Source organism: Variovorax sp. P2_H12, from assembly GCF_056403395.1.
Window position 1 is genome coordinate 1 of the sequence record NZ_JBFUFO010000136.1, and the last position, 576, is coordinate 576.

The 576-nt window shown below is 67.9% G+C and carries 1 protein-coding gene; it reads left to right on the forward strand.

All coding sequences use genetic code 11. From position 1 onward, the window contains the following. Nucleotides 1-107: 107 nt before the first annotated feature. The coding region (locus AC1DYK_RS35540; RefSeq protein WP_478170544.1) for a dihydroxy-acid dehydratase domain-containing protein at nucleotides 108-576 on the forward strand (469 nt) is incomplete at its 3' end.

The following is a 576-nucleotide window of genomic DNA, read 5'->3' on the forward strand; positions in this document are numbered from 1 at the left end:
CGCTCGCACAGCGAGCACGCCGTCCCGCATTCCGGACAGAGTGTCCAGATCTTGGAGCCGAGGCGTACCCTCGGAGGGAGTCATATCTGTCGAAGGAGCGAGCGACGATGCCCCAGCTGAGGTCCCGCACTGTCACCCACGGCCGCAACATGGCGGGCGCCCGCGCCCTTATGCGGGCCTCGGGCGTAGCGAGCGAGGACATCGGCAAGCCGATCATTGCGGTCGCCAACTCCTTCACCGAGTTCGTCCCCGGCCACACCCATCTCGCACCGGTGGGCAGGATCGTCTCCGATGCCATCAAGGCCGCGGGCGCGGTGCCGCGCGAGTTCAACACCATCGCCGTCGACGACGGCATCGCGATGGGCCACGCGGGGATGCTCTACTCGCTCCCCTCCCGCGACCTGATCGCCGACTCCGTGGAGTACATGGTCGAGGCGCACTGCGCGGACGCACTGATCTGCATCTCCAACTGCGACAAGATCACGCCCGGCATGCTGATGGCCGCGATGCGTCTGAACATCCCGACGGTCTTCGTCTCCGGCGGCCCGATGGAGGCCGGCCGGGCCACCCTGGTCG